This is a genomic window from Paraburkholderia sp. Tr-20389 (genome assembly GCF_017104565.1).
Lineage (GTDB): Bacteria > Pseudomonadota > Gammaproteobacteria > Burkholderiales > Burkholderiaceae > Paraburkholderia.
The window spans coordinates 662,060-687,648 of the sequence record NZ_JAAGPD010000001.1 but is presented as its reverse complement, the minus strand read 5'-3'; the positions used below and the strand labels follow the sequence as shown (position 1 = coordinate 687,648).

Genomic DNA, 25,589 nt, shown 5'->3' with positions numbered 1-25,589 from the left:
TTCGATCCTCCTCATGCGGAAGCCGCGACTAAAGCGTCATTCAGTCATGCGATGCGGCATCCCTGTTTTCCGTCAGCCGCTTCTCCGGTTCCTGAGCAGCGTGAACGGCTGCAACGGCGGACGGCAGCCACGGTTGCCACGCGCGCAGCCACATCGACCACATCGAGAACATCGACAGCGGCGACGCCAGCGCAAACAGATCCGGTTGCACGAACCATCGCGCGGCGGCCTCGAGGGAAGGCACCGCCGTAATGTGGATCGTCACGCTTTCCGCATGCCTTTCAGGCAGTTTGCGGCGCGTGATTTCGACGTCGACGGTGGGCAGGTGGGCGGTCAGTTTCGTCTCCATGCTCGACCTCGCAATGACGGTTGGCGCCGCGGGCGCGGCGAATAGATCTTATTGTGCCGCGTCCGGGGGAATCTGTTGTGACGCGGCTCGAAAAGCGCCACGGCGCATATTGCATCGCGACAACGCGGGACGCATCGACCTGAAACTGACACATAAGAACGGCACATGCCAGGATTTGTACTCGCTGCAATTTCTTCGCAGGCTCTCTATAAATGAAGCAAGGGAGAGCACAGTGTTGATCGCGTCGGCCAGGCCGTCGCGCGGCCCGCGTGCGAGCGAACCGTTCGCGTCCCTGATTGTCCATCGCGGGCAAACATGCTGCCGAAACACACCTCGACTTCGATCCAATCCGACAAGCATAAAGGGTCGATCGCTTCATCCGCGCGTGCGGAAGGAGTGTGTGGCTTCGTGTTTCGCGCCGGCTGTCCGGGTTCCCTTTCTTTTCGAATTCTTCGGTGTGCTACGTCACAGTCGCCGGTGGCAGCGCGCGAAATAATTTCCTCACAGTGCTTGGCATCACGAACGCCACGGAGGTGCGCTGTGCTTCACTCGTCCATATCCCACATCTGGCTTTGCACTGCCGTGACAGCGGCATGTCTCGCCGCTTACTCCACCACGAACGCGGCGAGTGCCGGCGCTGCATCCGCGCCAACATCCGCATCCGCACCGGCGAAAGAAAAGCACGCGGCGTCTGAGAATGCGAACGCGACGATGGACTTCCCGTCGATCGTCGAGCGCTATGGACCGGCCGTCGTGAACATCCGCGCGATCTTGCCGGAGAAGCCGCTGGCGGCCTCCGCGGTGCCGGCTGCACCGGCGCCCGCGTCGGGCACGAGTTCCGAAACCATCGACGGCGATGACCCGCTGTTCGCGTTCTTCCGGCAGGCGATGCCGCAAGCGCAAGACGGCCAGGCCAGTGCGCCGCGCGCGATCTCGGGTGTGGGCTCGGGTTTCATCGTCAGCCCGAATGGCCTGATACTGACGACGGCGCATGTCGTCGACGGATCGGACGACGTGACCGTACGCCTGACGGACCGGCGCGAGTTCAAGGCGAAAGTGGTGGCCGTCGATGCGCAAAGCGACGTCGCGGTGATCCAGATCGAGGCGACGAAGCTGCCTGTCGTCAAGCTCGGCGATTCGACGCGTGTGCGCGTCGGCGAGCAGGTGCTGACCATCGGCTCGCCGGACAGCTATCAGAACACGGTGACAGCGGGTATCGTCAGCGCGACGTCGCGCACGCTGGCCGACGGCACGAAGTTCCCGTTCTTCCAGACCAACGGCGCATTGAACCCGGACAATTCGGGCGGACCGGTGTTCAACCGGGCGGGCGAAGTGGTCGGCATTCACGTGCAGGTCTATGCCGACGGCGATCGCTTTCAGAGCCTGACCTTCGCTATCCCGATCAACATGGCGAACAAGGTGCGTGCACAGTTGCAGACGCAAGACAAGGAAGCGCGCGGCGCGTTCGGCATGCAGGTGCAGGACGTCGATCCCGGTCTCGCGGGCGCGTTCGGGCTGCCGCGTGCGGCGGGCGCGCTGGTGATTGCCGTCGATCCCGGCAGTCCCGCAGCGGCGGGCAAACTGAAAGCGGGCGACGTGATCATGCAGGTCGCGGACAAGCCGATCGAACACGCCGCCGATCTCGCCGATCAGGATCTCGACGTGCAGGAGGGGGCCAAGGTTCCCGTCAAGCTGATTCGCAATCGCAAGCAGATCACGGTGATGATCGGCGCGACGGCTTCCGCGAAGTCCGAGACAGCGGCCGCAACGGATGACGGCGCACTCGATCATCTCGGTCTCAGCATGCACCCGCTGACGGACGACGAACGGCGCACGACGGGACTCCCGCAAGGCCTGATGGTCGACGACGTATCGGGAACGGGAGGCAATGCCGGCATCAAGCCGGGCGATGTGGTGCTGTCGCTGAACGGGACGCTGGTCGCGTCGCAGGACGAACTCGCATCGCTCGCGGCGAAGGCGGGCAAGAAGGCGGCGTTGCTGATCCAGCGCAATCACGCGCGCAGCTTCGTGTCCGTCGATCTCAAGTAAGCATGTTGCGACGAGGCGGGCATCGCCCCGCCTACGTCTGCATGCGTCGGGCAACGGCAGCGCGCTGCTGCGAATGTCGAACCATCGCGCCGCAAGTCATTTGCGTTAGAGTGATGCGCTTCGCCTGAAGCGCATCGGACCTTACGCCCGTCGACCATCCTTATGGAAAGTGAAAGCACGTCGCGTCGCGAGACGCGCACCGGCAGCGCATTCGAAGTGCTGCGTGTCTTCCTGCTGCTTGGCTGCACCTGCTTCGGCGGGCCGATTGCGCACATCGGCTACTTTCGCCGCGAGTTTGTCGAGCGCAGGCGCTGGCTCGACGACACGACCTTCACCGATCTGTTCGCGCTCTGCCAGTTCCTGCCTGGACCGGCGAGCAGCCAGGTGGGTTTTTCGATCGGCCTGCTGAGAGCGGGATGGTGGGGCGGCCTGGCCGCGTGGCTCGGCTTCACGTTGCCTTCGGCGATCCTGATGGCCGGCTTCGCGCGCATCGCCGGTCTGCTGGACAACGCAATCGGCCAGGGCCTCGTACACGGGTTGAAGCTCGTCGCAGTCGCCGTCGTTGCTCAGGCCATCTGGGACATGGCGCGACGCCTGTGTGCCGATCGCGTGCGCGCAGCCATCGCGCTGGCGGCGCTCGCCGTGTTGAGCATGCTCGTGACCGTGTATGCGCAGATCATCGTGATCGCCGGCGGCGCATTGCTCGGGTTGATGTTCTGCCGGACTTCGACATCCGCCGACGCACGCAACCTGTCGCACGATGCACACGCCTTTGCTTTGCCGCGCGTTGCGAGCGTCATCGCGCTCGTGCTGTTCTGTGCGTTGCTGGTCGGCTTGCCCGCGCTGGAAGCGCTTCTTCCTGGCGCGTGGATGCTCAGGGTCGTCGACGTGTTCTATCGGTCCGGTGCGCTCGTATTCGGCGGCGGTCATGTCGTTCTGCCTCTGCTTCAGCAGGCGACGGTCGCGAGCGGCTGGATATCGGCCAACGAATTTCTCTCCGGCTATGGCGCGGCGCAGGCCGTTCCGGGGCCGCTGTTCACGTTCGCGTCGTACCTCGGCTGGATCATGAGTCCGGCATCCCATCACGCGCTCGGCGCGTTGTTTGCGACGGCGGGCATCTTTCTTCCTGGCCTGCTGCTCGTGATCGCCGTGCTGCCGCACTGGCAGGCGTTGCGCGTGCGGCCGCCCGTGGCGGCGCTGCTGGCGGGCGCGAATGCGGCGGTGGTCGGCTTGCTGGCAAGTGCATTCTATTCGCCCGTGTGGACGAGTGCGGTTCTCTCCGCCGCCGACTTCGCCGTCGCCGTGATCGCGCTGATTCTGCTCACGCGCTGGAATGTGCGGCCCTTGCTCGTCGTACTGCTGTGCGCGGCAGCGGGAATCGTCGAATCGTACGTGCGCTGAAGCGCGTTCGCGCGGCCGTACGATGCGCATGGCGCGCCACACGCATCGCGTTGCGTGTCCTATAACGGTTAGCAGCGCGGGCGCTTTGTTTTATTCATATCAATAGCAAGGTGCACGCGGCACACGGACCGCCGGCCAACCGCAAAGGAGCAGACGCGCATGCTGATTCTGTTCGTCGCTCCGACAGGTCTGTTTCGCGATGGGGTCGCGCGTCTTCTCGCCGATCTCGGCGAGCAGGTCGACGTGCGTTGTGCCGATTACGCGTCGAACGTCTTCGAGAGCGGCGCGCCCGCCGATCTGATCGTGCTCGACGGCGACTATCTGCCCGATGCGCTCAGCGTGGCGACGGCATCGCAGCGTCTTTCAGCGGGCTTGCCCGTGCTCGTATTGCTGACAGCCGTCGATCCGCGGACGGTCGAGCAATTCGTGTCGGCGGGCGTCGCGGGGCATCTCGGCAAATCGGAATCGGGACGGGCGCTGCTGGATGCACTGCGTCTCGTGCTTGCCGGCAGTCGTTATCCGGCGTCCGCGCCGCTGGTGCTGGAAGCGCTCCCGCCGGAGTTGTCCGCGAACGATGCGCCCACACCCGACGCCTCCGCTTTGGCTATCGCCGAAGCATCGGCCGAAGCATCGTCCGACGCGAAGCCTCACGTCCTCACGCCCAGGCAAATTCAGGTGCTCGCGCTGGCTGCGCGCGGCGAAACCAACAAGTCGATTGCGAAACAGTTGAACATCACGGAAGGCACCGTGAAGGTGCACCTGTATACCGTCTACAAGGCATTGAAGGTCGGCAGCCGCGGGCAGGCGAGCGTGGCCGCCGCGCGCTTGCAGCAGATCGGCGACGCGCAGCTGCATCACGCGCTGGACGGCCAGCTTTCAGTGGGCAGACTGCTGGCGTTCACGATGCCGTCACGCTTCAAGGCGGGCGAAGTGCTGTTCCGCAAGAACGATCCGAGCGACGCGCTGTATTACGTCGTGCGCGGCACGGTGAGCCTGCTGGAGATCAACATCGAAGTCGGGCAAGGCACGGTGCTCGGCGAGATCGGACTCTTTTCGCCGGATCACCGGCGCACCTGTACCGCGCGCTGCATCAGCGATTGCGAATTGCTGATGGTCTCGGCGACGGATGCCATGCGGCTTTATTATCAGGATCCGGAGTTCGCTACTTATCTGATTCATTTAATTACGCGCCGGCTCGAAGCGGACAATCTGCGCGCGAAAAACTAGTTTCATGTGCAGCGGTTTATTTACATGCGCGATATCAATCGCCGTGCTGCGTCCGACGGTTTGAATGACGCAAACCCGATTCAGGAAAAAAGGCCGTTTTAAACGGCGGTTTTTGATCTATAACACATAGCAATCGCACGTCGAAATGACCGTCGGGGCGCATGTTTTGCCGACCGACGCGACACGCGAGCCATCCGCACTTCGACCCGCCGGCGCAGCGTTGCATCTGCATGCGCGGCCGCTGCATTGCGATGCGTTCTCAACGATTGCGCGAATGCGGCGAAGCGGATCGCGAGCCGATATCACGTACGTTTTAAAGGCCAGCAACAACGTGACTGCAGATTCCTCCTGCTCATCCGATGGGCTCGCGCGTGTCGTTCGTACGGTCCTGTTCATGGATCTCGTGGAGTCGTGCCGGCTGATCCAGGACAACGAAGTCGAAGCAGCGGGACGGTGGCGCCGCTACAAGGCGCACATCGAGAACGATATCGTGCCGGCGCATCGCGGCCGTCTGATCCGCACGGAAGGCGACGGACTGATGGTCACGTTCGTCGAACTGCGCGACGCGCTTGCGGCGACCTTTGCGATCCAGCACGCGTCGGGCGAAATGAACGCAGGTCTTCCCGCCGCGACGCACATGTTGCTGCGCATGGGCCTGCACGTCACCCAACTCTACGAAGACGAGCGCGATGTCTACGGCCGCGGCGTCAATCTGGCCGCGCGGCTGTACACGCTCGCGGGTCCCGGCGAGATCGTCGTGTCCGCGCAGGTGCGCGACCAGCTGACGCCCGAACTCGATGCCGACATCGAAGATCTCGGCGAATGCCATCTCAAGCATTTCGATCAGCCCGTGCGCGCGTATCGCATCGGACCGCCCGGACCGCGTCCCGTGATCGTGCCGGGCAGCGCGTTCCTGCCGGAATTGCGGCCGACGATCGCGGTGATTCCGTTCGCGTCGCGCGGCGGCGAAGCGGAGCAGCAGGTGCTCGGCGAAGTGATGGCCGACGAGATCATCTCGTCGCTGTCGCGCACGGCCGAGATGCAGGTGATCTCGCGCCTGTCGACCACCACGTTTCGCGAGCGCGATGCGACGCTCGACGAGATCAGCGCGTTTCTCGGCGCGCGCTACGTGTTGTCGGGCGCGTATCGTTCTTCGGGCGATCAGGTCGTGCTGGTGGTGGAGCTGGCGGAAGCGAAGTCGCGTCATATCCTGTGGACGCAGAGCATCAAGGGACGCGCGACGCACATCATGCTCGGCGAAGACGAGCTGATCGACCGCATCGTCGCCGAAGTGAGCGGCGCGATCATCGACCGTGAATTGCAGCGCGCGCGTTCGCAGGCGCTGCCGTCGCTCGCCAGCTCGACGCTGCTGATGAGCGCGATCGTGCTGATGCATCGTGGCGTTTCGCACGACTTCCATCGCGCGCGCGACATGCTCGAAGCGCTGATCGAACGCGCGCGGCGTCAGGCGCTGCCGCATGCGTGGCTCGGCAAATGGCACGTGCTGCGCTTCAATCGCGGCTGGACCGACGACCGCACCGGTCAGGCGCAGGCCGCGCTCGACTGCACGCGCCGCGCACTCGATGCGGATCCCGACTGCTCGCTCGCGCTGACGATCGACGGCTTCGTGCACACGAACCTGCTCAAGCAGCTCGACGTCGGTCAACGTCGCTACGAACGCGCACTCGATGTGAATCCCAACGACTCGCTCGCGTGGCTGCTGAAGGGCACGCTGCTCGCGTTCGAAGGCGAGGGCGAACAGGCTGTCGACGCAACCGAGCGCGCGTTGCGGCTCTCGCCGCTCGATCCGTTGCGTTACTTCTATGAATCGCTCGGCGCGACGGCGGCGCTGTCGGCGGGACGCTACGAACGCGCGGTCGAACTCGCGCAACGTTCGCTGCGCGTGAATCGCACCAATACGTCGACGTTGCGCGCGCTGGCGATCGCGCAAGCGCTGCTCGGCGACCTCGAAGCGGCGCGGCGCACGGTGCAGGAAGTGCTGGTGCTCGACCCCTCGTTGACGGTCAAGAGCTACCTCGACCGTTCACCGAGCGGCGCGTATGAGACCGGAAAGATCTGGTCGGAGGCATTGCGGCAGGCCGGCTTGCCGGCCTAGAAGAAGACGTCGATGCGGTGCGGGATCCCTGAGAGAGGAGGCCTATCGTGAGCGGACTGGGCGGTGCAGGCGGTGCAGGCGGTGCGGGTGGCGCAGGCGGGGCGGGCGGTGCCGGTGGAGCGGGAGGCGCCGGCGGTGCGGGCGGAGCAGGCGGCGTCTACGATCAGGGCGGAGGTGGCGTACCGTGCGACGGGCCGCTGTTCGCGGAAGCGATGATCGGTCACCGCGACGGCATCGTCGGCAGTTGGCGTACGCCTCAGGACGTCACGCTGAACTTCGACGTGATGAACTTTCGGCCGCTTGACGACTATCGGCAGCTCTGGCGATGGGAGCCGTGGGTCCGCGCAACGGCGATAGATTTCGAACTGCTGTCGAACCTGCGTTTCTCGATAGAGAACGATGCCGCGGCGGCGAACGTTCAACATGCGCAGCTCTGGCATCGGTCGTCGACGGCGGGCGCCGCTGACGTAAAGATCGTGAGTCTGAGCCGTCCGGGTAAGGACGTCTTCGAGGCGCAGGCCGAATGGCTCGACTTCTATTCGGACCTGCGCGAGGATCGCATGGCCGAGATACTCTGCCAGCTCGGACCGCAGCACGCGTTCTGGGGCATGCTGATCTATCTGCATCCGAGCCGCACGCCGAAGACCATCGAACTGCTCGATACCGCCGTGCGTCTGGCGATCTTCACGGAGATCCGCTTCAAGCATGCGATTGCCGCGCCGCGCGCGATCGAATATTCGTCGCAGGTGCAGCCGATGATCCAGACGCCGGGACATGGCTCGCTGCCAAGCGGGCATTCGACCCAGGCGTTCATCGTCGCCGTCGTACTCTGCGCGCTATTCAATCAGAAGTTCGGCACCGTCTTCTATCAGCAGGCGATGCGGCAGGCGTATCGCGTGGCTATGAACCGCACCGTAGCGGGTGTGCATTTTCCTGTCGACGGTATCGCGGGACACGTGCTCGGTACGGCGCTCGGCGAATATTTCGTCGCGCGCTGCACGCGCAATCTTCCGCCGCCAGGGCCGTCGCCTGAACCGCCGCCGCCGCGCGACACCGGTATGTACACGCGAAGCGACGGCACGATTATTCCGCGCTCATTCATGGGCAATCTCGTGACGGCGGCGGACAATCCGGATTTCGATTATCACGAGCCTTTGAGCTTGGACGACGTCAAAATCTATGCGCAATTGCACGACATGGATCCGAACAGTGTTGCCGATCAGAACACGATCAAGGGCAAGTTTCCGTATCTCCAATGGGATCCGACGACCGTCGTCGTCGACGGTTCGAACATCCTGTCGTGGCTCTGGAATCAGGCCGAGGCCGAGTGGAACGGCAACAGTCTCGCGAACACGAAGTTCTGACGTAAGCAAAAGCTCTCAACCCTGTTCGAGCGAGGTGGGCGATGACCTGGCAATCGTTGACGGGCACGGGCGGCGCGTGGAGCGGGGTCGACTGGACGGGCCGCGCCGCCGATACGGCAAGCGCAGACCCCTATTTCGCGTGGGCCGATGCGACGCAGTTCGCCGATCTCGGCGGACCGCCCGCGGGCTGGATTCGCGTCATCATCGAACTCGAATCTACTGAGCCGAATGGCACGGCGCTGACCGCGAAGTCGTTCGCGGAGAGTCTCGAAGGCGCGCATGCGGCGTGGAAAGCATGGATACAGGTGTCGTCGCTGTATCGCTATCCGCCTGCCGACCTCGCGCAGACGCACTTCCTGACGGCTGTCGTGACGAAGGCGTTCTTCACTCAACTCGATACAACGCTCAAAGGTTTCGTGAAGCGCTTCGAACTCGGCATGCCCGTCGTGCCCGACGATGCACCCGCTACCAGCACCTTGCCGGATGCGGGAACGCTGGCAGCGGGAACGGGCCCGGCGTTCGGTCCCGTGGCTTCCGCTTCAGCGCCTCCCGTCGCGGGCGCGAACACCGGTTCCGGGCAAATGACGTTTCTCGGCGTGATGGACGACGGCCTTGCATTCGCGCACGAACGGTTTCGCTCCACGGCCACGCCGTCGACTACGCGTATCGAACGCTTCTGGAATCAGGACGACGCAGCGGGTATGCCGCCGGCGCTGCATTACGGGCGCGAGTTCACGAAGGCCGATATCGACGCGCTGCTCGCGCGCTGCACGCAGGCCGGGCAGGTCGACGAAGACGCCGTGTACGCGCAGGCAGGCTACATCAACGTGCGCAGGCGTTGGGCACATGGCACGGAAGTGATGGATCTCGCGGGCGGCTTGCGGCCCAATCCACTTCATGCCGCGTCGATGTCACCGGACGAACGCGAGCAGCGTGATGCACTGGAGCAAGTGCGTGTGCTCGGCGTGCAGTTCAGGACAGCGGGCCGGACCGTGCGCGATACGACGGGACGCTGGTTCGCCGTGCATGCGCTCGATGCGATGCGCTATATCCTGCGCTGCGCCGACGATCTTGCCGATGGCGCGAAGTATTGCGTCGTGCTGAATCTGAGCTACGGCTATATGGCGGGATCGCACGACGGCAGTTCGATCATCGAAAGCGCGATCGACGAACTGATCGCGATGCATCACGACCTGAGCGTCGTCGTGCCGGCGGGCAATAGCAACATGCTGCGTTGTCATGCGAGTTTCTCCGTAGAGAACGGCACGTCGCACGACATCACGTGGCGCGCGCTGCCGGACTGCGCAACGCCGGGCTTTCTGGAGATCTGGTTGCCGGACCATGCGGATGCATCGACGGTGACGGTCCGGATACACCCGCCCTGGGGCGACCCGAGTCCACCCATCGCGGTGAAGAATATGGCGGCGTGGCAGAACGGCCGCGACCTGTTGTGCACGGTCGTGTATCTGGACCGGGTCGCGACAGGCCAGCGCAGCATGATCCTGATCGCGCTCGCGCCGACCGTCACGCTTCAACCGGCGCGTATCGCGGCGCCTGCGGGCAACTGGGTCGTGACGCTGGCGAATCTCGCGAGCACCAGCGGGTCGCTCGATATCCATGCATGGATCCAGCGCAACGAAACGGCCTATGGTTTTCCCATTCGCGGACGCCAGTCGCGTTTCGACGATCCGCGCTACAAACGCTTTTTCGGCGGCATGCATGTGCGCGATACCGACGACAACAATACCGACTCCTGGATCAACCGACGCAGCACGCTGAATTCGATTGCGACGGGCGACTCCACCGTCGTGGTCGGCGGATACCGGCGCACGGATGGCACGGCGGCGAAGTATTCGTCGACGGGACCTTCGCTGGGCGTGACCGTGAGAGTGGGTCCCGATGCGACTGCTATCAGCGAGGACTCGCCCGCCTGTGCAGGTGTGCTCGGTGCCAGCACGCGCAGCGGCTCGCTCGCCGCGATATCGGGGACGAGCGCGGCCGCGCCGCAGGTTGCGCGTGCGATCGCGTGTGCACAAGTGATTGGAAAGGCGCCTGTCATCCAGCCGCATGGGATGCCGCCGTTCTCGGCGCGTACCTGGGTCGACCAACGCGCGCAGGTGGTGGATCCGGTGCCGGCGTCTGCCGCATCGATGGCGAATCAGCTTGGCACCTGTCCCGGCACCGCGAAGCCGCCCGTCCTCCCGCTGCCGGCTCATGCGTGGGTGCCGAGGCTGCCCGCGCCGCGCGGAGGCTTCGGGCGGTTTCCTTCGCCGCGCTGGAAGAAGCGCGGCGTCAAGCTGTAGCGTGCGTTGCGAAAGGAGAATGAAAAAGGCCCGTCGTTGCCGACGGGCCCTCGCACTGTTCGCCGTGCATCGCCGGCCGACGACGCACGAAGCGATCAGTTGCCGCCTTTGAACAGGTCGTTCAGCCGTTGCGCTTCGCCGCTCTGTTGCGAGTGCACGAGGTCCTGATAGACCTCGGCGCGCGTCTTGCCGTGATTCATGGCGGTACCGCCCGACATCGAGGTCGACGACATGCCGGGGCCTTCGGAATTGATCACGGTTTCGGGTGTCGCGGTCGACGCATTGGTCGTGGTGGTTTCCTGCGCATAGGCTTGCATGGCTGTCAGGCAGAGCACGCCGCCACAGAGGATGAGCATCGTCTTCATGTGAGTCTCCTTACGAACTTAGCGGCGCATTACCCGGTTGCGCCGGACCGAGACGAGGCGTGTAAGGCGTTCGACGGGAACGTGATACACGCCGACCATAGACGTGAGCAACCATCAGGATCTGTGGGGAACAGGATTGACTTCGTTGACACGTGAATCGTGACACTCGCGAGCGCCGTATGAAGCCAGTATGGTTGCTGCGCGCGCCTGGGCCCCTATGACTTTGGTGATACACGCAGGAACGGACACGCGCGCGGCCTTGCACTTGAAATGGCGGGCCCGTGCGCCGTTTTGATCAGAAGAACACCACGTCACAGGAGATCGACATGTCTCGCTATCACGCTCGCATCACAGGTAAAGATCAGGCGGCGCTGGCCGATCTCGTGACGAAGCACAAGATCATCGTTGCGCGCCATACGATCGAAAAGGTTCACGACGGCTATCGCGTCGACGCGCATGCAACGGATGAGCAGCTGAAGGCGCTAAAAGCAGCCGGCTATCAGGTCGATCGTGCCGAGGACGTGGACGCCGAAGGCAAGGCGCGCCAGCGTGAGACGCGTGCGCGGACGGCCGGTCCGCAAGCGCTGGAGTCGTTGTCGGTTGCAGCGGGCACGGGTTATCTGGACGTCGATCAGGTCGAGGCCGCGCTGGCGGCTGCAACGGCCGCGCCCAACGATACCTTTACCAAGCTGATCAAGCTGCCGCACACGACATGGGAAAAACGCACCTGCCACGCGCTGAAAATCGGCAAGGGCAATGGCGCGGCGCGTCCCGGCATCTATTTTCTGGGCGGCGTGCATGCGCGGGAGTGGGGCAGCCCCGACATCCTGATTCATTTCGTGCAGCTGCTTTCGAATGCGTACGCCACGCACACGCCCATCAAGATCGGCAGCAGAACTTTCAGCGCGGCGGACATCAAGCATGTCATCGAAACGAAAGACCTGTTCGTGTTTCCGCAAGCCAACCCCGATGGCCGCCATTACAGCATGACGGCGGAGTCGATGTGGCGCAAGAACCGCCGGCCGGCGCCGGCAGGCCATACGCAGCCGCAATGCTGCGGCGTGGACATCAATCGCAACTACAACTTCCTGTGGAATTTTCCGCAGTACTTCGATCCGCACAGCCCCATCGCCAATTCCATCGATCCCTGCGATTTCGAGGTGTACATCGGCCCCTCCGCCGAATCCGAGCCTGAAACGCAGAACGCTGTCTGGATGTTCGACACGTACCCGAACATCCGCTATTTCGTCGATCTGCACAGCTATTCGGAAGACATTCTGTACAACTGGGGCGACGACGAAGACCAGAGCAGTCACCCCGACATGAACTTCCAGAATCCCGCATACGACGGCAAACGCGGCATCGCGAACGACACCGCGTATCGCGAGTACATCAAGAGCGAAGACAAGAAAATCGCGGTGCATCTCGCGAACGAGATGCGCGATGCGATCAAGGCGTCGCGCGGCCGCGTGTACAAGACGGAACAGTCGATGAGCCTCTATCCGACAGCCGGCACCTCCGACGACTACGCGTTCAGCCGTCACATCGTCGACGCGAAGAAGGCGAAGGTGTTCTCGTACACGATCGAATGGGGCAGCCCCGACAATCCGACGCCGTTCCATCCCGCCTATCCGGAGATGAAGCAGATCATCGACGAGGTCACCTCGGGGTTGTTGGCGTTCTGTATCGAGGCGAATTGAAGGGCCGCTACTTTGCGCTTCGCGGCAAGGCGCAATCGTTTGCGCGACGATTGTTTCTCCTGAGGCCGGATGCGAATACGGCGGCATCTCATCCGTCGATGCATGGCGCATCGCCTCGCGCAAAGCCGCTGCAGCGAATTTTCGCGATGCATTCTCGAACTGAGACGCATGGTAAAGCCCTCGCCGGAAGCCGCGCTATTGTTCTCCGAAAAGAGCAGGACAGGTCGCGCGGTGGTGCATCGTCGATGTGGCGGCACCGTGGGCGCTACGCAGCCGCTGTCGTCGGAGACAGTCGGGCGCGGCCGGTTCGGCAGCTACACGTAAAGATCGGGGGCCAACATGCCAGCAATAAAAATGGAAACGCCGGCGGACGTCGCGACGCTGCGCTCGGCGAGCCTTGCGGACGTGGAACTGGAGCATCTGGAGAGGATGGTTCAGTACGTGGTTCGCCGGACGGGAGCCGACGATGTATCGAAGCTGGACTATGAATACTGGGCCAAGCGGCTGCGCAAGCTCGCGCAAATGTACGACCTGGTGACGACGCAGCGGCAGCGGGTCATCGCGCTGCTGGACCTGCTCGAACGGGAAACGCTGTATCAGGCGCGGCGCACGGTCGCCGTCTGACCCGTTCCGCGCGGAAGACCGCGCAGGCTAGGCCAGCATGCCCAGCGCCGTCTCCAGCACCGTGCGCTTGAACTTCTTTTCATGCTCGGGCAGCGACGAAAACGCCCGCATCAGATGGCTGTACGCGACCGTCTTGCTGATCGCGTTCAGCAGCATGAAAAACATCACGCTGGCGTCCTTGATCTTCAACTCGCCCCGTTTTGCTGCGTCGGCGAACAGCGGCACGAGCGCGTCGTGGTAAGGGCGCACCAGCCGCTCGATCAGCACGTTCAGCCGTTCGCCTTCTTCCGTCGCCGCCGTCGAGAAGAAAATGCCGACGTCGGGGTCGCTGAACACTTCGTCGATGAACCGCGCGACGGCGCTTTCCACACGCGCCCTCGGGCCCAGCGGCGAGCTTTGCAAGGCCGCCGTGGCGTCGATCATCGGCGCCATCTGTTCCGCGATCTGTTCGACGACCGCGAGCCAAAGCGTTTCCTTCGAACCGAAATGATGCGCGACGAGCGCCGCATCGACGCCTGAGTCGCGCGCGATCTCGCGCACGCTGGTCGCCTCGAATCCCCGTTTGCCGAAGGTCTTGCGCGCATTGCGCAGGATCACGTCCGGCCCGACCGACGCGCTCGATGCCGGGCGTCCGCGTGCGCGCTTCGTCTCTTTGTGGGGGTCCGCTGCTGCCATTACGTCTTTCATTCGAATGTACTTGCCGATCGTCAGATCAGGCGTGAGTTTAACCGAGCCCCCGGAAAGGGGCCGCAACGAGCCGGTTTGACACGCGCCCGCCGCGCCGTTACGATCTCAATATTCATCACGTGTTGAATTATTCAATCAATCATGTCTGAGCGCGTACGGATCGAACCCATTGCCGATGTCTGGCCCCGCACCGTTGCGGCCATCCGCAACTTCGAGGTCAGGCCGGAACCCATCGAGGCGCCGCGGCCGGCCGGGCGCAGGGCGCGTACGGCGGCGCGTTGGGACGGGCGCAGCCAGCCGACCGTGCGCGTGCTGGACAAGCCGACGCCGCAGACGCTGACGGTCTCGTGGTGCGACGCGCGGACGGGCCACTACGGCTATCAGACGTGGCGCGTGAACATCGCGCGCAGGGCGGGCATCTGCGTGTTGACGGGCCGGGCGATCGAGGCGGGCGAAATGGTCTACTGTCCCCGCGCGAACGGCACGCCGCCGGGCAACGCGGGCGCGATGATCGTCGTGTCGGGCATCGGATGGTGAAGGCAGATTGTCAAATCGCGCTGTGAAGCCGGATGGCGAAGCCGCACGAGGTCGAAGGCAAGGGCGATCTTGCCGGACCGCCCGAAAGCCCGTCTGTCGCGGATTGGCGACACGGAAAGACTTTGAAATAAAGCGCGATGACACATCGGGCCGACAGTTTGCGGCGAGTCAACGACTCACGGGCACGATGATCGGCGACGGGTTGTGTTTTAATCACGGATACGTCGTTGCCTTTCAACATATCCGTTTTCAATCACCACCAGATGTCCCCCGTCGTCAAGTCCGAACTGCTGGAAAAACTGTGGGCGCGCATGAGCGAGCGCGGGGATTTCCCGATGCTCTCGCAGGCGCTGCGTTCCACCGTGTCGGCGATGAATAACGACGATCTGGACTTCACGTCGCTCGTGCAGGTCGTGCTTTCGGATGTCGGCCTCACGCAAAAAGTGCTGCGCCTCGCCAATTCGGCTATGTATCTCGCATTCGGCGGCAACATCACCACGGTGACCCGGGCGCTGATGGTGCTCGGCATGGATACCGTCGGCCATCTCGTGGTCGGGATGAAGATCGTCGATCACTTCCATCAAAGCGCGCCGCACCGGATCGACGCGAAGCTCGAACTGAATCGCGCGCTGCTGTGCGGAACGGTCGCGCGGCGTATCACGGAAGGTTTCGATCTGCGCGTCGCCGAAGAGGCCGTGGTCTGCGCGCTGATGCGTCAGATCGGCAGGTTGCTGGTGGCGTTCTATCTGGAAGTCGAGTGGGACCGGCTGCGCCGCACGGCGGCAACCGACGAAATCGACGACAGCGAAGCCTGCGCGCTGCAACTGGGCGTGAGTTTCGAGGACATCGGCATCGAGGCCGCGCGCCGCTGGCGGCTGCCGGAAACCATTGCGGCGGGCATGCAGGCAATCGGCGCGGCGTCGGACGAACCGCTCTCCGAGCATGTGCGCTGGTTGCGGGCCGTCAACAGCTATGCGACGGAAGTGGGCAATGCGCTCGTCACGCACGCGCCGGGGGACGAACTGGAAGCACGGCTCACCGAACTCGCCCAGCTCTACAGCGACGCGCTGCGGATGGACGCGCCGCGGCTCGCCCACCTGAGCGCCGCATTGATCGACGAAGAGAGCAACGAAGGCCTGATGCAGGAGATCTCCGAACTGCGCGCGCATGCCGATGCGATCGTGCGCACCGGCAAGTCCGCGCAGGCGCGCCTTTCCGCGGGACTCGAAGACCTGCGCGCGCTGCCGTCGAGCAAGGCGCTGTCGCCCGTGCTCACGCTGGCTTCCGAAACGATTCTGGCGGGCCTGTCGCTGTCGCGCACGCTGGTGTTCGTGCGCCAGGCCGACGCGCGTTATCACGCGCGCATCGGCTTCGGTCCCGACATGGAGCGCATGCAGCCGACGCTCAACTTCGGCGCGGGCTTCCAGCCCGACGTGTTTCATCTTGCCATCGCGAATCCCGTCGGCATTTTCATCGAAAACGCGCACGAGCCGCGTATGGAAGCGCGTCTGCCGGACTGGTTCAAGGCGCATCTCGCCGACGCGCAAGCGTTCGTGCTGCTGCCCGTGAAGTCCAAGGACACGACCGTCGCACTGGTTTACGGCGACTGGACCGACCCGCAGGCCGTGCACAAGATCACGCAGCCGGAAATGGCCGTCCTCAACGAATTGACGCGCGAATTGAGCCGTTTCTTCTACGGCGCGAATCTCGAAGAAGCTGAAATGCTGTGAGTGCGTCGCGGCGGCATGCCGCGACGCCGGCATTGCCGCGACGTCCCGCCGCTCAGCGTTGCCAGCCCGCCAGCAGTGAGGGCAAGTGCGCCATCTCTTCAAACACCTCGGCAACGCCGACGGTCCTCAATGCCGCCTTCGAGCTGTGGCCTTTTTCGCTGGGACTGAAGCCGAACACGGTCGCGCCCGCTGCGCGGCCCGCCGTGGCGCCCGTCACGGTGTCCTCGACCACTGCGCAGCGCGCAGGATCGACGCCGAGCCCCGCAGCCGCCGTGAGATAGACATCGGGATGAGGTTTGTTGCGGGCCGTTTCATGGCCGCTGTAGATATGACCGTCGAAGTATTCGAGCACGCCGATCTTCGCCAGTTGCAGGCGAATCTTGAAGCGATCCGCGCCGGATGCGACGGCGATCCGTCCACCGAGCCGCGCGTGCAGGTCCGCGACGGACGCGACGATGCCGTCGATCGCCGTCACTTCGCGTTCGAGCGCGGCATTGCGGCGCTCGCGGAACGATTCGAGCCAGGCGCGCGTGATCTTCACGCCCGTTTTCGCTTCGATCAGCGGTGCCTCGTCCATCACCGTCTTGCCGACGAAAATCGTCATCGCTTCGTCGACGTTCAACTGCCAGCCCAGTTCGCCGAGCATCGCTGCCAGCACGGTGTTGGTGATCGTTTCCGAGTCGACGAGCACGCCGTCGCAGTCGAACAGTACGGCGTCGAAGGGAAAAGCAGACATCGCGGTCCTTTGTGAGTCGGTCAAAACCCAATAGGTTATCGCGACTCGCCGCTATCTGCTGAAAAGTGGCCGCGCGCAGAGCGTGCGCGGCGGCCACATCGCGGAGGATCAGAAGCGGTGACGCAGGCCGACGCGCGTCACGAACTGCGTATTCGCGCCCGCGTTGCCGATGAACGACGAGGACGAGCCGATCTCAGCCTGCACGGGCACTTCGCGGCCTGCCACGACGTTGCTGCCCGACGCCTTCTGATAGATAGCCAGCACGTAGACGTCGGTGCGCTTCGACAGCGCATAGTCGACCGAGCTGTTGATCTGATTCCACTTGCCTTCGACACGGTCGGAGAGGTCCGAGAACGTGTAGCCGAGACCCGCCGACAGCGCCGGCGTAAAGGCATAGCGACCGCCGATTTCATAGTTGTTCAGCTTCGACGATTCGCCCGACAGCGGCTCGAACTTCGTGTGCGTCCAGTTCGCCCACACGAGGCCGGCGCCGATCGCGTAACGTGCGCCGATACCGAACGTTTCGAGGTCGCGCAGACCCGCCGTGTTGACGTTCGCCATGCTCACGCTGAACGCGGGCGTCGCGCCGTTCGGGAAGCGGATGTTCGTGTAGGCCGCACCGATGCCGAACGGACCTTGCGCGTAGTTCGCGCCGAAGCTGTATGCGCTCGACGAACCTTGGGTGGTCGTGGTGCCCGTCGTGGTCGTGGGCGTACCGGCGAACTGCGTCGAGTTCGAGAACCCGTACATCGCGCCGAACGTGAGGCCCGCGAAGTTCGCGCTGCTGAACTTGACCGCGTTGTTGATGCGGCTCGAAGTCAACTGGTCGAGGTCGTTGATGTGGTACGCGTAGTTGCCGGCGGGCGTCTGGCTGCCCATCGTGTAGTTGGCACCGAGGTATTCGGTCGAGAACGAGTACTGGCGGCCGAGCGTCAGCGAGCCGATACCGTCCTTCGCCACGCCGACGAACGCCTGGCGGCCGAACAGCGCGCCGCCCTGGCCCGACGTGCCGTCGCCCGTGCTGAAGCCGCTTTCGAGCACGAACAGCGCCTTCAGACCGCCGCCGAGGTCTTCCGTGCCGCGCAGGCCCCAACGGCTGCCCGACGCGACGCCGTCGCCATATTTGACGAGGCTGTCGTGACCCGTCGAGGTGGCCACCTTGTTTGCATAGGTGACGCCGGCATCGAGCAGGCCGTACAGCGTGACGCTGCTTTGTGCATGTGCTGCCACGCTGAGAGTCCCGAGGGCGGCTGCGGCCAGGATGGTCTTTTTCATTCTCTTCCTTCTTGTAGTAGATGCCCGCGCGGTCGCCGGCGGCGAACGTGCGGCATGGTGATGAACATGTGGATCGATTGGGACAACGAAACGTAAGTTCGTGCGAAGACCTCATGCATGTGCACGATTTTCATTTCGATGCCGGTGTTGTGCTCTCGCGATGCTGGTCAGTAGCCGTCTTCCGACTTTCGTGGAGCGGATGACCTGCTTGAGGCGCCGCAGACCGAAGAGCCGGCGGCACCGTTGTGATCCGTGGAATATATCGGGATGTTATCTGGCAGTAAACATTTGCAAGGCGAGTTGTAGTCTTTTGTCCACACATCTGTCATGAAGGCAGCGGCGGTCTCGGTTAAATCGTCTTCTTGACGGATTGTATGACAGGAATATAATCCGTCCCATGAGACGACGCCTCGCGTTCCCGAACGCGAAGGCGGCGCCGGACAAGCACGCCAATATGACGGAGACATCATGCAGATGGATGCCAGCATCGGAGCGCGTCTGGACAGGCTTCCCCTGTCGGGCTTTCATTGGCGTCTGCTGGGCCTGATCGCGGCGGGGATGTACTTCGATTCATTTGACATTTACATCGCGGGCACGGTGCTCGCCGCGATGATCCACAGCGGCGAATCCACGCTCAGCCTCAATGCGGCGTTCGTGTCCGTCACGTTCATCGGCATGATGACGGGCGCGTGGCTCTCCGGTCTGCTCGGCGACCGCTTCGGCCGCCGCTTCTGCTACCAGTTCAATCTCGGCATTTACGGTTTCGCTTCGATTGCGGCGGCGCTCGCGCCGTCCATCTACTGGCTGATCTTCTTTCGACTCGTGATGGGCGTCGGCATGGGCGCGGAGATCGTCGTCGGCTACGGCACGCTCAGCGAGTTCATTCCGGCCGACTGGCGCGGCCGCTTCGGCACGATCCTGAACCTGATCATCAATACGTCGTTGTTCCTGTCGACGTTCCTCGGCTGGCTGATCGTTCCGCAATACGGCTGGCGCTGGATGTTCGCGATCGCGGGATGCGGCGCGCTCGTCGTGTGGTTCTTGCGCAAGTCGATGCCGGAATCGCCGCGCTGGCTCGCGTCGCGCGGACGCGGCGACGAAGCGCGGCAGCTCGTCGAGCGGATCGAGACGGCATGCGGCGGCGCGGCCACGCATACAGCAAGCGCACCCGGCTCCTCCGCACGCGAGTTCGAGCCGGGCGACACGGGCCGTCTCCCAGACCTGTTCTCACGCCGCCTGCTGACGCGCACGATCACGGCGATCACGGTCCTCGTCGCGCTCTTCACCGTCAACTACGCATTCGTCAGCTGGATACCGACCTTTCTCGTCAAGCAGGGGCACAGCGTCTCGAACTCGCTCGGCCTGACGGCGCTGATGTTCGCGGGTGGTCCCGTCGGTTCGCTGATTGCTTTTGCGCTCGCCGAGCATCTCGGCCGAAAGTGGGGCATCGTGGTGTTTTCGCTGGTGTGCGCAGCGTTCGGCGTCGCGTATCCGTTTGCGCAGTCGGCGGTGGCGATCACGGCGCTCGGCTTTGCGATTACCTGCTGCATTTACGTGCTGTCGTCGTTCAGCGTCGCGACGTATGTGCCCGAACTGTTCCCGACGCAATTGCGCCTGCGCGGCTCGGGCCTCGCGAACACGGCGGGGCGCGCCGTCAGCATCGCCGTGCCGTATGCGGTAGCGGGCGCGTTCACGCGCTTCGGTATCGCGGGCGTGCTGACGCTGATCGTCGGCACGCTGCTGATTCAGGCGTTGATCGTCGGCGTGCTCGGTGCGGAAACGAAGCAGCGTTCGCTCGAATCGATTGCGGCCGACGCGGCCGTGACGAGCGAGGAAACCGTCGAAGGAGGCGCGACGGCTGCGATCAAATAAGCGATGCAACAGGCGGCCGCGCACGATGCATCGGCGTGAAGGCGTTACACGAACTATTCACACAAGGACACTCGAGACATGTCATCGCCCGCAGAGCAGTACCGGATCTACGCAGTCAAGTACGCGCATTTCGAGCGCCGATCAGGCGACAACTTCATCGGCGGCGATTCGCATGACGTGCCGATGCCGCTCGATTACTTCGTGTGGGCTGTCGTGGGCGAGTCGCGCACCTTCATCGTCGACACCGGCTTCGATCAGGCGATGGCCGACAAGCGCGGCCGCACGATCACGAATACGGTGGAGCGTGGGCTCAAACAGATCGGCATTCGCGCGGACGATGTCGAAGACGTGATCATCACGCACATGCACTACGACCACGCAGGCAATCATGCGCTGTTCCCGCGTGCCCGCTATCACCTTCAGGATCGCGAGATGGCGTATTGCACGGGCCGCTGCATGTGTCATCACGCGCTGAGTCATCCGTTCGAACCGGAAGACGTGAAGTCGATGGTCGGGCGCCTCTTCGAAGGGCGCGTGCAGTTTCATGACGGCGCGTCGCAGATCACGCCCGGACTGAGCGTGCATTGGGTCGGCGGGCATACGAACGGATTGCAGGTCGTGCGCGTGCATACGCAGCGCGGCTGGGTCGTGCTTGCGTCGGATGCGTCGCATTTCTACGCGAACATGCAGGAGCACCGGCCGTTTCCCGTCGTCTACAACGTCGGCGACATGCTCGAAGGCTACGAGGCCGCGCATCGGCTCGCGAGTTCGCCGGAGCATGTGATTCCCGGCCACGATCCCGCTGTGCTGACGCGCTATCCGTCGCACGATCGCGAGACGGAGGGCTGGATCGTGCGGCTCGATGCCGAAGTCCGGGGCGACCGATGACACTGAAAGGCAAAGGCGCACTCGTAACGGGCTCGTCGAACGGCTTGGGGCTCGCGATGGCGCGTGCGCTCGCGGGTGCCGGTTGCGACATCGTGTTGCACGGCCTCGAAACGCCGCAACAGATGGCGCGCACGACGGATGAACTGGCCTCTTCATTCGATGTGAATGTCGCTTACGTGCAGGCGGATCTCGCGACAACAGCCGGCGTCGATGCGCTGATCGACGACGCGAGGGCGAAATTGAACACGCTCGACGTGCTCATCAACAACGCCGTCGTGCGGCATTTCGCGGGTATCGAATCGTATCCGCTGGAACACTGGAACAACGCGCTCGCGGTGAACCTGACGGCCGCGTTTCGCGCGATTCAACTGAGCTTGCCCGGCATGCGCGAGCGCGGCTGGGGGCGCATCTTCAACATGACGTCGGTGTATGGCGCGCGCGCCGTCGCGAATCGCGTCGACTATGTGACGACGAAGACAGCCTTGCTGGGACTGACGCGCTCGGTTGCCATGGAAACGCTGAATCAGGGCATCACGTGCAATGCAATCTGTCCGGGCTCGGTGCTGACGCCGAACATCGATGGCCGCATTCATGCGCTGATGGACGAGCGCGGCCTCGAACGCAGCGAGGCAGTGCGCGAATTTCTCAAGGGCAAGCAGCCGACGGGCGAACTGGTCGATGCCGCGCATGTCGGCGAGTTGGTCGTGTTCTTGTGCGGACCGTCGGCGAGCCAGATCACGGGGGCGATGATGCCGATCGAAGGAGGCTGGCTTGCAGGCTGAAAGCGTCGACGCAAAGGCATTACAAAGCGGCGCATTGACGCGCTCGCTGGCACGTTTCGTCGCTCATACGAAATGGCGCGATTTGCCCGCTGCCGTGCGCAACGAAGCGAAGCGCTCGCTCGTCAACTACTTCGCGGTCGCGCTGGCAGGCGCGCACGATCCGACGCTCGATAAGGCCGTAGCCGTTTATGGCCGTTTTCGCGCCGGCGAAAACGCGACGCTGATCGGCCGCAGCGAGCGCACGGACATGTTGAACGCCGCCGCGCTCAACGCAATGAGCGCGAACGTCTACGACTTCGACGATACGCATATCCCGACCATCATCCATCCGACTGCGCCCGTCGCCGCCGCGCTGTTTGCGCTCGCCGAGTCGCATCCGATGAGCGGCGAAACGCTGCTGCTCGCGTTCGTGCTCGGCGTCGACGTGGAATGCCGCATCGGCAATGCCGTTTCTCCGGAGCACTATCAGCGTGGCTGGCACATCACGTCGACATCCGGCGTGTTCGGCGCGGCGGCTGCGGTCGCGAAGGCGCGCGGACTCGATGAAGACGCGATCGTGTGGGCGCTCGGCAACGCGTCGGTGCAAACGGGCGGACTCGTCGAAACGCTCGGCACGATGTCGAAGAGCATCAGCGTCGGCAATGCGGCGCGCAACGGCTTGCTCGCTGCATTGCTGGCCGAAGACGGCTTTTCGGGGCCCGTCGCGCCGCTCGAAGGCGAACGCGGCTTTCTGCGTGTGAGCGCTTCGAATCCGCATTGGAACGCGCTCACGGAAGGGCTCGGACGCGAGTGGGAGTTGCTGAAGAACACCTACAAGCCTTATCCGTGCGGCGTCGTGCTGAACCCGGTGATCGATGCGTGCCTCGATCTGCGGCGCGATGCGCGCTGGTCGCTCGACGATATCGAACAGATCGAACTGACAGGCCATCCGCTGTTGCGCGAGCGTACGGATCGGCCGGGCGTGCGCACGGGACGCGAATCGCAGGTGAGTGCGCAGCACGCGGTCGCTGTCGTGCTCGCGCGCGGCAGGGCGGGTCTGGACGAATTCAGCGATGCCGCCGTCGCCGATCCATCGCTGCGCGCGCTCGCCGGCCGGCTGCGTTTCATCGACGACGCGTCGTGGCCCGTCGAATCCGCACAAGTGACGATCGTGCTGCGTTCGGGCGAGCGGATCGCGCATCGCGTGCATGCCGCGCGCGGCAGTCTCGCCGCGCCGCTCGCCAACGTCGAACTGGCGGACAAGCTGCATCAGCTGGCAGCGTACGGGCGCTCGGGCGTCGATGTCCATGCGTTGATCGACAGATTATGGAAGTTCGAAACGGAGCACGACGCGGCGGCTGTGGTGCGTCTCGCCTGTCTCTCCGAATCGAACTGACACGGTTTCTTTATTCACGAGGATTGTCATGTCAAGTAGTCAGGCATCAAGTCATCAGCGCGGTCCGTTGCTCGGTTTCGTCGGCGTCGGCACGATGGGCCGGCCGATGGCGCGGCGGCTGATCGAGGCGGGTCACACCATGATCGTGTTCGATCGCGATGAAGCGGCCGTCGCGGACCTCGTTGCGATCGGCGCACAGGCGGCCGCATCGGTGCGCGAAGTGGCCGACAGCGCACGCATCGTGTTCACGAGTCTGCCCACGCCCGCGATCTTCCGGCAGGTCGCGCTCGGCGACGGCGGATTGATCGAAGGCAGCGCGATCAAGGTTCTCGTCGATCTGTCGACGGTCGGCTCGCGCATCGAAAAAGAAGTCGCGGAAGGCCTGCTCGCAAAGGGCATCGAAACCGTCGATGCCCCCGTGAGCGGTGGCGCAGCGGGTGCGAAGAAGGGCACGCTCGCGATCATGGCGGCGGGCAACCCGGTCGCGCTCGAAGAAGTGCGCGGCCTGTTCGACGTGCTAGGCAAGGTGTTCGTGGTCGGCGACAAGGCCGGGCAAGGGCAATTACTGAAGCTGCTCAACAACATGCTGTCGTCGACGGCGTTCGCGATCACCTCCGAAGCGTTCGTCGCGGGCGTGCGCGGCGGCCTGGATCCGGAAGTGATGATGTCGGTGATCAATGCGGGCAGCGGCAAGAACGGCGCGACGCTCGACAAGTTTCCGAAGCACGTGTTGCCCGGCACATTCGATTTCGGCTTTCCGGTCGGCAGCGTCTGCAAGGACATCGGGCTTGCCGTCGACGAATGCCAGGCACTCGGCGTGCCGATGTGGGTGGGCAGCGTCGCGCGCCAGATGTGGAACTACGCCGCGATGCAGGACGGTGCTGCACGCGACATGACGGAACTCGTCAAATACGTCGAACGCTGGTCATCGGTCGAAGGGCTCGAAGACTGAATCACACACATCACCCATACGGAGAATCACATGATCGTTGAAATGCGTATCTATCACTGCGCGCCGACGCGCCTGCCTGCGTTGCTCGACCGCTTCACGACCACCACGCTCGGCTTCTTCGAGAAGTACGGCATCCGCCAGGTCGGCTTCTGGACGACGTTGATCGGCGCGAGCAATCACGCGCTCACGTACATGATCGAATGGGAAAGCCTCGCTGAGCGCGAAGAGAAGTGGAACGCGTTCCAGGCCGACGCCGAATGGATCGCGAAACGCGCGGCATCGGAAGCGGAGCGGCCGATTGTCGAGCGCATCGAGAGCCACATCCTGACGCCGACCTCGTTCTCCAAACTGCGCTAAAGGATGCAAGCCATGACACAACGAAAGCGCATCGGCTTCATCGGACTCGGCATGATGGGCGCGCCGATGGTGCAGTGTCTCGCCAACGCGGGCTTCGAGCTCTACATCGACGACGCGGATGCCGCGCGCGCCGACACGCTCGCCGCGCAGACGGGCGCACAGCGTCTGAAGCGGGACAACGCCGCGTCGCTCGATGCATTGATCACGATGCTGCCGAATTCGGCCATCGTCGAAAGCGTGCTGCTCGGCAGCGGCGCGGACGGTTGGGCGAGCCTGCTTGTGCAGGGCACGGTCGTCATCGACATGAGTTCGTCGGAGCCGGAACGCTCGCGCAAGCTCGGCGCGGTGCTCGAAGAGCGCGGTCTTGCGTATCTGGATGCGCCCGTGTCAGGCGGCGTGAAGAAAGCGAAGGAAGGCACGCTTGCGATTCTGGTCGGCGGCCACGCGGATGTGCTCGCGCAGTGCCGGCCCGCACTCGACGCGATGGGCAAGAGCATTCTGCATATCGGCGGCGCGGGCTCGGGCCATGCGGCGAAGGCGCTGAACAACTACGTGTCGGCGGCGGGTCTCGCGGCGACCGTCGAGGCGTTGCTCGTCGCGCAACGCTTCGGCATCGAACCGGATGTGATGACGGACGTGCTGAACGCGTCGTCGGGCCGCAGCAATACGTCGGAGAACAAGGTGAAGCAGTTCATGCTGAGCGGCACGTTCGCGTCCGGCTTTGCGTTGCAACTGATGAACAAGGATCTGAAGATCGCGCGTGCGCTGGCGCAGGCAGTGGGTTATCCGCTGGCGTTGGGGGAGACCTGTACGGCGATGTGGGACGAAGCGGCGCAGCATTCGACGCCCGCCACCGACCACACCGAAATGTATCGCCTGCTCGATCGCGATGCGCGCTGA

General features: G+C 63.8%; 22 protein-coding genes. 17 read left to right on the top strand and 5 right to left on the bottom strand.

All coding sequences use genetic code 11. From position 1 onward, the window contains the following. Positions 1-40 precede the first annotated feature (40 nt). Positions 41-349: a hypothetical protein gene (locus G3N95_RS03125; RefSeq protein ID WP_205968473.1), complete on the bottom strand. Its 309-nt coding sequence runs from the start codon at positions 347-349 to the stop codon at positions 41-43. 711 nt (positions 350-1,060) lie between these two features. Here G3N95_RS03125 and G3N95_RS03120 point away from each other — a divergent pair. From G3N95_RS03120 to G3N95_RS03095, 6 genes are all read left to right on the top strand, one after another. Continuing rightward, positions 1,061-2,398 carry a trypsin-like peptidase domain-containing protein gene (locus G3N95_RS03120; protein WP_241018179.1) on the top strand — a complete coding sequence of 446 codons (1,338 nt, stop codon included), beginning with the start codon at positions 1,061-1,063 and terminating at the stop codon, positions 2,396-2,398. Positions 2,399-2,560: 162 nt separating this feature from the next. Further along, positions 2,561-3,799 carry a chromate efflux transporter gene (gene chrA, locus G3N95_RS03115; protein ID WP_205968471.1) on the top strand — a complete coding sequence of 413 codons (1,239 nt, stop codon included), beginning with the start codon at positions 2,561-2,563 and terminating at the stop codon, positions 3,797-3,799. A 159-nt stretch (positions 3,800-3,958) separates the two neighbouring features. Next, positions 3,959-5,026, top strand: a complete 1,068-nt coding sequence (locus G3N95_RS03110) for a LuxR C-terminal-related transcriptional regulator (protein WP_205968470.1) — start codon at positions 3,959-3,961, stop codon at positions 5,024-5,026. A 394-nt stretch (positions 5,027-5,420) separates the two neighbouring features. Beyond that, on the top strand, positions 5,421-7,142 hold the full coding sequence (locus G3N95_RS03105; RefSeq protein WP_241018178.1) for a tetratricopeptide repeat protein: 1,722 nt from the start codon (positions 5,421-5,423) through the stop codon (positions 7,140-7,142). A gap of 47 nt (positions 7,143-7,189) precedes the next feature. Beyond that, positions 7,190-8,506 carry a phosphatase PAP2 family protein gene (locus G3N95_RS03100; protein ID WP_346778346.1) on the top strand — a complete coding sequence of 439 codons (1,317 nt, stop codon included), beginning with the start codon at positions 7,190-7,192 and terminating at the stop codon, positions 8,504-8,506. A gap of 41 nt (positions 8,507-8,547) precedes the next feature. Then, positions 8,548-10,809, top strand: a complete 2,262-nt coding sequence (locus tag G3N95_RS03095; RefSeq protein WP_205968468.1) for a S8 family serine peptidase — start codon at positions 8,548-8,550, stop codon at positions 10,807-10,809. Between the two features lie 95 nt (positions 10,810-10,904). Here the strand turns inward: G3N95_RS03095 and G3N95_RS03090 are convergent, their stop codons facing one another. Next, on the bottom strand, positions 10,905-11,174 hold the full coding sequence (locus tag G3N95_RS03090; RefSeq protein ID WP_205968467.1) for a hypothetical protein: 270 nt from the start codon (positions 11,172-11,174) through the stop codon (positions 10,905-10,907). A 326-nt stretch (positions 11,175-11,500) separates the two neighbouring features. Between G3N95_RS03090 and G3N95_RS03085 the strand changes: the two genes are divergently transcribed. Together G3N95_RS03085 and G3N95_RS03080 are read left to right on the top strand one after the other, a co-directional pair. Then, positions 11,501-12,874 (top strand): M14 family metallopeptidase, encoded by a 1,374-nt coding sequence (locus G3N95_RS03085; RefSeq protein ID WP_205968466.1) that lies wholly within the window; start codon positions 11,501-11,503, stop codon positions 12,872-12,874. Between the two features lie 354 nt (positions 12,875-13,228). Beyond that, positions 13,229-13,498 (top strand): hypothetical protein, encoded by a 270-nt coding sequence (locus tag G3N95_RS03080; RefSeq protein ID WP_205968465.1) that lies wholly within the window; start codon positions 13,229-13,231, stop codon positions 13,496-13,498. 27 nt (positions 13,499-13,525) lie between these two features. Here G3N95_RS03080 and G3N95_RS03075 read toward each other — a convergent pair whose 3' ends face one another. Further along, positions 13,526-14,185: a TetR/AcrR family transcriptional regulator gene (locus tag G3N95_RS03075; protein ID WP_205968464.1), complete on the bottom strand. Its 660-nt coding sequence runs from the start codon at positions 14,183-14,185 to the stop codon at positions 13,526-13,528. Positions 14,186-14,326: 141 nt separating this feature from the next. Between G3N95_RS03075 and G3N95_RS03070 the strand changes: the two genes are divergently transcribed. Together G3N95_RS03070 and G3N95_RS03065 are read left to right on the top strand one after the other, a co-directional pair. Continuing rightward, the gene (locus G3N95_RS03070; RefSeq protein ID WP_205968463.1) at positions 14,327-14,722 is read left to right on the top strand and encodes a DUF3331 domain-containing protein; all 396 of its coding nucleotides are present in this window, start codon (positions 14,327-14,329) and stop codon (positions 14,720-14,722) included. 263 nt (positions 14,723-14,985) lie between these two features. Beyond that, the gene (locus G3N95_RS03065; protein WP_205968462.1) at positions 14,986-16,452 is read left to right on the top strand and encodes an HDOD domain-containing protein; all 1,467 of its coding nucleotides are present in this window, start codon (positions 14,986-14,988) and stop codon (positions 16,450-16,452) included. Between the two features lie 52 nt (positions 16,453-16,504). On the opposite strand, the gene G3N95_RS03060 is transcribed toward G3N95_RS03065, so the two are convergent. Beyond that, on the bottom strand, positions 16,505-17,188 hold the full coding sequence (locus G3N95_RS03060; protein ID WP_205968461.1) for an HAD-IA family hydrolase: 684 nt from the start codon (positions 17,186-17,188) through the stop codon (positions 16,505-16,507). Positions 17,189-17,296: 108 nt separating this feature from the next. Beyond that, positions 17,297-18,463, bottom strand: coding sequence for a porin (locus G3N95_RS03055; RefSeq protein WP_205968460.1), 1,167 nt, complete (start codon positions 18,461-18,463; stop codon positions 17,297-17,299). Between the two features lie 468 nt (positions 18,464-18,931). On the opposite strand from G3N95_RS03055, the gene G3N95_RS03050 reads away from it, so the two are divergent. The 7 genes from G3N95_RS03050 to G3N95_RS03020 all read left to right on the top strand — a co-directional run bounded on the left by G3N95_RS03050 (position 18,932) and on the right by G3N95_RS03020 (position 25,589). After that, positions 18,932-20,335 carry an MFS transporter gene (locus G3N95_RS03050; protein WP_205968459.1) on the top strand — a complete coding sequence of 468 codons (1,404 nt, stop codon included), beginning with the start codon at positions 18,932-18,934 and terminating at the stop codon, positions 20,333-20,335. Positions 20,336-20,413: 78 nt separating this feature from the next. Beyond that, entirely contained in the window at positions 20,414-21,223 is an 810-nt protein-coding gene (locus tag G3N95_RS03045) for an N-acyl homoserine lactonase family protein (protein WP_205968458.1), read from the top strand. Beyond that, the gene (locus G3N95_RS03040) at positions 21,220-22,005 is read left to right on the top strand and encodes an SDR family oxidoreductase (RefSeq protein WP_205968457.1); all 786 of its coding nucleotides are present in this window, start codon (positions 21,220-21,222) and stop codon (positions 22,003-22,005) included. The genes G3N95_RS03045 and G3N95_RS03040 overlap by 4 nt, the downstream gene beginning before the upstream one ends. Continuing rightward, on the top strand, positions 21,995-23,380 hold the full coding sequence (locus tag G3N95_RS03035) for an MmgE/PrpD family protein (protein ID WP_205968456.1): 1,386 nt from the start codon (positions 21,995-21,997) through the stop codon (positions 23,378-23,380). The genes G3N95_RS03040 and G3N95_RS03035 overlap by 11 nt, the downstream gene beginning before the upstream one ends. A gap of 28 nt (positions 23,381-23,408) precedes the next feature. Next, complete coding sequence (locus G3N95_RS03030; RefSeq protein WP_205968455.1) at positions 23,409-24,332, top strand: NAD(P)-dependent oxidoreductase; 924 nt, start codon at positions 23,409-23,411, stop codon at positions 24,330-24,332. 30 nt (positions 24,333-24,362) lie between these two features. Then, the gene (locus G3N95_RS03025; protein WP_205968454.1) at positions 24,363-24,689 is read left to right on the top strand and encodes an NIPSNAP family protein; all 327 of its coding nucleotides are present in this window, start codon (positions 24,363-24,365) and stop codon (positions 24,687-24,689) included. Between the two features lie 12 nt (positions 24,690-24,701). Further along, positions 24,702-25,589: an NAD(P)-dependent oxidoreductase gene (locus G3N95_RS03020; protein ID WP_205968453.1), complete on the top strand. Its 888-nt coding sequence runs from the start codon at positions 24,702-24,704 to the stop codon at positions 25,587-25,589.